The organism is Nocardia sp. NPDC004260 (genome assembly GCF_053603155.1).
The window spans coordinates 1-6,965 of record NZ_JBSGEZ010000147.1 but is presented as its reverse complement, the minus strand read 5'-3'; the positions used below and the strand labels follow the sequence as shown (position 1 = coordinate 6,965).

Here is a 6,965-nt window from a genome sequence, read left to right as displayed (position 1 = left end):
GAGCGCGAGTCCCCTCGTCGAACTTCCGTGGTGCCGCCATGGCTGACAGTCTCCCTTGCTATATCAGGAGTCTCCAGCCAGTCCAGGACGGTTCACGTATGGGGGCGTTACACTCGGCGAAATGCATCCTGTACTCGGTCGATTTTGCCGAGATCGAACAGCTGCAGGTCGCCGGGGCTTGGAGAGAGGCAGGAGACGTATTGGCCGACGCCGCGCGAGCGTTGACGGCAGCTGGGGCGGAGCTCCTGCTGATCTGCACCAACACTATGCACAAGGTCGCGGATCAGGTAGCCGCCTCGACACCAGTGCCGCTCCTGCATCTCGCAGACACCACAGCGAATGCCGTCCTGGCGGCTGGCCTGTCGAGGGTGGGGTTGCTCGGCACGGCGTTCACGATGGAGCAGGACTTCTACCGTGACCGACTCGCCGGTCACGGACTAGAGGTTCTCGTCCCCGACGACGCCGGTCGTCAGCTGGTGCATCGCGTCATCTACGACGAACTGTGTCAGGGCATCATCCGCACCGAATCACGCATCGCTTACCATCAGGTGATCAACGATCTCGTCGCACGGGAAGCTGAGGGGATCATCCTCGGCTGCACCGAGATAGAACTACTAGTAAGTCCGGCCGACAGTCCGGTTCCGCTTTTCCCGACTACCAGATTGCACGTCGAAGCGGCAGTTGACGCTGCCATCAGAGGCTGAACATCAGGTAGCCCGCTCATGGATGTCTACGTCAACGCCCCCACCGGCCTTCCACGACGTCCATGAGTGTCGGCAAGGCCATGTCGTTGATCAGGTGGTCGATCGGTGGCGGGCTGGCGGATATCGTGTCTACTGCGATTCGGCGCGCTGCTTCAAGCCGCGGGACTCGAGTGCGAGGTAGCGACGGGTCAGGTGGGCGGTGGCCCACCCGAACAGCCATCCCAGCGATCCAGCGTGGTCGATGGTGAGGCGGACGGTGACCGAGCCGTCCCGGTCGGTCAGCTCATGGCCGCCGGTGGTGGTGATTCCAGGATTTCTCGCACGACTGGTGAAGCTCCTGCCCGGGATGAGGTCGGTGACCGTCCAGACAGCGGTGGCCAGCCAGGGCTGGTCGACCTCGAAACGGCTGCCGACCGTGAACTCGCCGCTGTCCAGCCGTCGCACCCTGCGCATGGATGCGGTCCATTCCGGCCAAGCCTCGACATCGGTGAGGATCCGCCAGACCGTTTCAGAACTCGCATCGATGTCGACAGTACTCTCGAAGTGCATGCATTCAGCGTGCCACGAAAGTCGCTCACCAGCAGCCGATGAGTTCCCATACCGAACGCCTGGATGCTGTCAGCACCCGGCGGGTTGGTCAGTGGGTGTGCGCGTGGAGCGCTTCGGTGATGGTGGGCCAGGGGCGGGACAGTTCGTCGGCCCAGTACGGCCAGGAGTGCGTGCCGGCGGCCCGCAGGTTCACCGTCGCGGGGATCTGTAGTTGTGTGAGCCGCGCGGCGAGGGCGTGAGCGCATTCGTAGGCTCCGGCTTCGAGGGGCCCTCCAATGGTGATCGCGTCGGGAAGCTCCACCCGGCCGGGTACGTCGTGTTCGCCGGGTATACCGCCGCCGCTGGAGAGGCAGATCTTTGTGCCGCGCAGGGCTTGGGCGTGTGCCATGGTGTCGTGGGCCAGCCAGTCCGGGTCGGTGGGTGGGCCGAACATGTTGTCCGGATCGCCATTATAGGTTTTGACGATCGAGCGGGCCTGCGTCTGACCAGGGCCGGAGGCGACGGTGTAGCAGCCGCTGTGCCCCGCGACGACGGAGTACAGCCCCGGTGTACGGAAGGTGAGCATCATCGCTGCTCCGGCGCCCATCGAGACCCCCTGGATCCCGTTACGTCCGTTGCCTTCGAAGTGTGCGTTGATCAGCGGCGGCAGTTCACGGGTGAGGAAGGTCTCCCACTTGTTGGTGCCCAGCACAAGCTCGCGGCGCTGCCAGTCGGTGTAGAGATTGGCAGGACCGCCGTTGGTGAACACGACGTTGACACTCTTGTCGGTGAAGAACTCCACCGCACGACCGTGTTCTATCCAGCTGCTGGTGTTCTCGGGAGCACCGCGACCGTCGAGCATGTACAGGGTGGGGCGCGCACGGCTACGGTCGTCCGGCAGGAGCACTTGCACCTGCACGACACGTTTCATCGCGGGTGATTGCACGAACACCCGCAGCCAACGATCAGTGATCGGCTCGATGCGGTCGATGCCCGGCCGGGCCGCAAGCCCGGAGCTCTCCGGTGGCGCCTGGTAACCCTCCGACGACCCGGTGTCCGCCCTGGACGTCGCGGGCTCGCCAACAGCCATTCCCGGTTCCATTGCCAAAACTCCCGACACCACCAGCGCAAGCGCAACCACCCAGGTAACCCACCGCATCCACCCCAATTTGATTCGTGCTACCGCGGGAGTCCGCATGGATGCTCCTTGCCTCCTGACGGGCACCAGTGATCCCGGGTTCCTGCTCGGCGCAGGTGGTACTTCATCGTGCTGGTAGTCGCTGGGGGTGGGGCGGCGGGGGGTGTCCCGACGTGATCCACGTTCTGCACGCGGCGATGGGCAGGCCCGCCCCGAAACCTCACCCACCGGGGGCGGGCCGTCACAGATGGGTCCCTGAACAGAAACCCCCGGCCGTCGAGGCTCGAGCGCAGGGCTATCCGCGCAGGTGTTCGTCGTCGAAGAGCGGAAGCTGGTGCGCTGGAAAGGCGGATCCGCCGAGTTTGCGCAGGCATCGGGCGCAGGTGACTTCCGCCCGGGTCGGTGCCAGCGCCGTAGGGGACCATCCGGCCACGCCGGTGTGGCACGACAACTCCGGGACTTCTTCGTCGCCGACCCACTGGCCGAGGCTGACCGCGTGCACGGTACGCCCGGACCGGACGACTGCATGCACGCCCGGGTCGCCGAACACCGCCCGCGTGGAGGCAGCCAGGGGCGCGATGTCGGTCATGCGCCCAACCATAAGGACACTCGCTGACATCGCACTATGACTGGCATCTATCGACCGGGTCTCCGCGTGAATCCTGCCCCTCTGCGACAGGTCGTGTCGCAGATGTCGAGGACCTCGTCGGTGAGTCCGGCGAGTTCGTCGATCGCCGCGGCGTCGGCGCGCACGGCGGCCTGCTGGTCCGGGGTGCTCGCCTGGCCTTCGCATCGTCGGCAGGCCACGAACAGCGGCCCGGAAGGAGAAGCATGCGTTCCCAGGCCGCTGCCGGTCGCCGCTGCAAGGGGCAGGGAGTCCCGGTCCCAGGCGAGGATCCCGGCACCCCCCGGCGACGACTCCCTCGATCCTATGGCAACTGGTCAGCGAATTCATCGGTCGGTCTCTGTGCGGCATTCACCGATCGCTACACGACTGTAGGCTCGGGGTGTTGTCGCCGGGGCTGGTAACCCCTCCCTTTCGCATGACGACGACCGGCAACGGTCCGGAAATCTTTCTCCGCAGCTTCTTGGCCGTTGTCCGTGGATGCCCTCGGTCGCCGGTCTGTCCGGCTGATGCGCCGCAGCTGCTGTGTCTGGTGCCGAGGCCGGTTCACGAATCTTTCTTCGCGGTGCTTTCGGCAACCATCTGGCAGGCCATGCCGGAGTAACATGTCAACCATGCGTACACACACCCTGAGGGGTTTGCGGGCCAAACTCGGCGCGATCGCCCGCGAGGTCGCCACCACCGGCGAAGAAGTCATCATCACCGATTCCGGCACCGAGATCGCGGCCCTGGTCAGCATGGCCGACTACGAACGCCTCCACGAGCACGCCGACCTGGCCGACGCGCTGCGGCTGCGCCGACTGCGCGAAACCCCGTTCGAGACGATGTCGATGTCGCAGATGGTCGAGGCCCTGGGTATCGACCCGCAGACAGTTCTGGCCTCGTGAGGATCGCCCTCCACCTCGACACCCTCAAACAGCTTCAGAAACTCCCCCGCGACGTCCTGGAAGCAGCGCTTCAGGCGATCATCGGCCTGGCCGCCGACCCGCGCCCCCACGGCGCGAAAAAGCTGGTCGGCACCCACAGCGACTGGCGCATCCGCATCGGCCAGTACCGCATCGTCTACGAGATCGACGACGACGAAGCCCTGATCACGATCTACCTCATCGCCAAACGCTCCGACGCCTACAGATAAGACTCTCCGAGCAAAACTCCCCGTTCCCGCCCCGCCGACGCCGTGGCGGCCGCGATGAAACCGCCCGCCGCGCCCCGGCGAGGTTCGGCAGCCATCCGGCGGCGCGGATCGATCTCGCACCGGTGAACCGGACGCACCGTTTGCGCCATGCGGACCGGCGGACAAGGCTGGACGGGGTGGGGCGTGATGACGCTCGCGGTGCGGTGTACACCGATATCGCGGAAGCGTTCGACGCGGTGTTGTCGAGCGCGGGGGGTGGACGCGCCGAACGCGGTGAGGTGCCGTGGCTGGATGAGGTGATCGCCGAACTCGCCTCGACCACCCGCCAGGCCCACGACTTGGTCGTGCTGCACGCGGTCGGTGGCATCCTCGCCCAGCGCGGCAACTACTCGATGGCGGATCTGGCCGCGCTCACCGACGCCGACCGGGCTGCGGTGGGCCGTGTGCTGGCCGAGCTGCGCGCGCGCCACTTCGGCATCCGCTGACCGGGGTTGAGGAGCATTTCCGCCCGATCCGGCGCTAATTACGAGGAGAACCAACGGTGGATCGGCCTGTTCCCCATGGTCGAACCACGGTTGCGCGGTGCGGGTGATCTGGTGATCGCCTCGTTCGTGCGCGGGGAGGTGACTCCTTCGTCACGAGCACTTTCGTGACAGTGAGGGTTGACCGCGTAGTGGTCATCGTAGGAATTTGCCCAATAGCGGAGGCGTCGGCTGCTGGGCAGGCTGGGCAGGTGCTCGACTCGACAGCGGTTCATTCCCTTGGGCCAACGGGGACAATCGACTCGTCGACTGATCGGATCGTGTCGCGTTGACCAGTTGCGATCTTGCCTTTTTCGGTCGGTGGATGCCGGGGCTCCCTCGATCTGGTGCCAGTTTCGAGCAGCGAATGTTGGAAATCGAGCGGCTGTAAGACAGCGACAGCTCGGATCGTCGGATCCTGCGGCGTACGTCCCATGCCACGGCCGCGGTCAGCCCTCTCGGAAGGTGATCTTGAACCTGAACAGCCGTTTCATGCAGTGGATTCAGAAGCTGCCCCCGCCGTTGACCAGGGATGTCGTCATCCAGCGTGATCTTCGGGTACCGATGCGGGACGGCGCGGTCCTGCTGGCTGATCACTGGGCTCCGGCATCCGGGGGTGACGGTCTGCCGACAGCGGTCGTGCGTTGCCCGTATGGACGCGCGCGATTTTTCGGCCAGCAGGCGGCGCGGCCGTTGGCCGAACGTGGTTTCCAGGTGCTGGTGCAGAGCACGCGCGGCACTTTCGGCTCGGACGGCCCGTTCGATCCGCTGCGCTGCGAACGGGAGGATGGCCTGGACACTCTCGACTGGGTGATCACGCAACCGTGGTTCGGCGAGTCGATCGTCTTGGTCGGGTTCAGCTATCTCGGTTTCGCCCAATGGGCCGTCGCCGATCAGGCGCCGCCCCAGGTCAAGGCCATGATACCGGCGGTCGCCGACTCGGCCCTCACCCTGGAATTCCTCCGCAGCGACGGGCTTTCGCTGGAGACACCGTTCGGCTGGGCACTGCTGGTGGCTCGCCAGGAGAAGCGGTTTGCCATGCTACGGACACTGGCCGCCGCGAAGAAGGATCACCGCGCCCTGTGGAGTCTGCCGTTGAACACGGCCGACACCACGGCGCTGGGCCACCGGTCGGACTACTTCCAGAACATCCTCACCCATGACGCCGCCGACCCGTTCTGGGCAGCGCTGGACCATCGGGACCGGGTCGCCGACGTCGCGGTCCCGGCAAGTCTTGTCGGCGGCTGGTACGACATCTTCCTGCCCGGCCAGCTCCGCGACTTCCGAGTACTGCAGGAAGCCGGTCGCACCGCCCGGCTGACGATCGGCCCATGGTGCCACGACTCGTTTCCGATGTGGGGGACCGCCGCCCGTGAGGCCCTCGAGTTCGGACTGCCCCTCGCGCCTGGACAACAGCCGTCCACGCGTGCACCGGTCCGGTTGTTCGTCATGGGCCAGGACCAGTGGCGTGATTTCACCTCCTGGCCACCACCCGAGTACGCCGCACAGCGCTTCCATCTGCAGCCCGACGGCACTTTGGCCACCGACACACCCACCGAATCCGACCCTGACGGCTACCACTACGACCCCCGCTCGCCCACTCCCGCGGTCGGCGGAGTCCGCCTGTTCCCCACCGTCAAAGGCGGCTCGGTCGACAATGCCGCGCTCGAAGCCCGGCCCGACGTGCTGACCTACACCACTCCCATGCTCGACCAGGATGTGGAAGTCATCGGCGAGGTCAGCGCCGAGATCTGGTTCCGCTCCAGCCTGTCCTACGCGGACGTGTTCGTCCGGCTGTGCGACGTCGACGAGCAGGGAAAGTCGACAAACATATGCGACGGCCTGACCAGCATCACCGACGCTGACAAAACATCCTGTGCGACAGTCGAGTTGTGGCCCACGGCGTACCGCTTCCGACGCGGCCACCGCATACGGGTCCAGATCTCGAGTGGGGCCTTCCCCCGCTACAACCGCAACCCCGGCACCGGCGAGCCCCGCGCAACCGCCACAGCCCTGCACGCCGCCGACCAGCTGATCTTCCACGACCCGCAACACCCATCCGCAGTAAACCTCCCCATCGGACCGGCAAGCTGAACCCCAACGGCTAATGAAACGGCCGACCAGCAGGCCGCCGAAGCCCACACGAATTTCGCCGCGCGAAAAGCAGGCCGGGCAGATCGGCGCGTCCTCGGGCGGTGGCCCGGTCGCCGGTGAGCGGTGGGTAGTTAGTGTTTTCGCTTGTCATGCAAGGGTTTCGGGTGACCAGGCGGTGGCGCTGTAGAGGCCTGGGCCGAGTTTGTGGATGAGGCCGTCG

At 65.9% G+C, this 6,965-nt stretch carries 8 protein-coding genes; 5 read left to right on the top strand and 3 right to left on the bottom strand.

What is annotated here, in order from left to right; translation table 11 throughout:
- Nucleotides 1-704 (top strand): aspartate/glutamate racemase family protein (locus tag ACWEO7_RS37425; RefSeq protein ID WP_452430339.1); only part of this gene is annotated, 704 nt, incomplete at its 5' end.
- Nucleotides 705-833: 129 nt separating this feature from the next.
- Here the strand turns inward: ACWEO7_RS37425 and ACWEO7_RS37420 are convergent.
- From ACWEO7_RS37420 to ACWEO7_RS37410, 3 genes are all read right to left on the bottom strand, one after another.
- A complete protein-coding gene (locus ACWEO7_RS37420; RefSeq protein WP_452430337.1) occupies nucleotides 834-1,253 on the bottom strand; it encodes an SRPBCC family protein in 420 nt (139 codons plus the stop codon).
- Between the two features lie 88 nt (nucleotides 1,254-1,341).
- The gene (locus ACWEO7_RS37415) at nucleotides 1,342-2,322 is read right to left on the bottom strand and encodes an alpha/beta hydrolase (protein ID WP_452430335.1); all 981 of its coding nucleotides are present in this window, start codon (nucleotides 2,320-2,322) and stop codon (nucleotides 1,342-1,344) included.
- A 343-nt stretch (nucleotides 2,323-2,665) separates the two neighbouring features.
- On the bottom strand, nucleotides 2,666-2,959 hold the full coding sequence (locus ACWEO7_RS37410; RefSeq protein ID WP_452430334.1) for a hypothetical protein: 294 nt from the start codon (nucleotides 2,957-2,959) through the stop codon (nucleotides 2,666-2,668).
- A 650-nt stretch (nucleotides 2,960-3,609) separates the two neighbouring features.
- Between ACWEO7_RS37410 and ACWEO7_RS37405 the strand changes: the two genes are divergently transcribed.
- The 4 genes from ACWEO7_RS37405 to ACWEO7_RS37390 all read left to right on the top strand — a co-directional run bounded on the left by ACWEO7_RS37405 (nucleotide 3,610) and on the right by ACWEO7_RS37390 (nucleotide 6,745).
- The gene (locus ACWEO7_RS37405) at nucleotides 3,610-3,882 is read left to right on the top strand and encodes a type II toxin-antitoxin system Phd/YefM family antitoxin (protein WP_452430331.1); all 273 of its coding nucleotides are present in this window, start codon (nucleotides 3,610-3,612) and stop codon (nucleotides 3,880-3,882) included.
- The gene (locus ACWEO7_RS37400) at nucleotides 3,879-4,130 is read left to right on the top strand and encodes a type II toxin-antitoxin system RelE family toxin (RefSeq protein ID WP_452430329.1); all 252 of its coding nucleotides are present in this window, start codon (nucleotides 3,879-3,881) and stop codon (nucleotides 4,128-4,130) included. Before ACWEO7_RS37405 ends, ACWEO7_RS37400 begins: the two co-directional genes overlap by 4 nt.
- A 176-nt stretch (nucleotides 4,131-4,306) precedes the next feature.
- Complete coding sequence (locus tag ACWEO7_RS37395) at nucleotides 4,307-4,615, top strand: hypothetical protein (RefSeq protein WP_452430327.1); 309 nt, start codon at nucleotides 4,307-4,309, stop codon at nucleotides 4,613-4,615.
- Nucleotides 4,616-5,122: 507 nt separating this feature from the next.
- Entirely contained in the window at nucleotides 5,123-6,745 is a 1,623-nt protein-coding gene (locus ACWEO7_RS37390; protein ID WP_452430325.1) for a CocE/NonD family hydrolase, read from the top strand.
- Nucleotides 6,746-6,965: the final 220 nt, after the last annotated feature.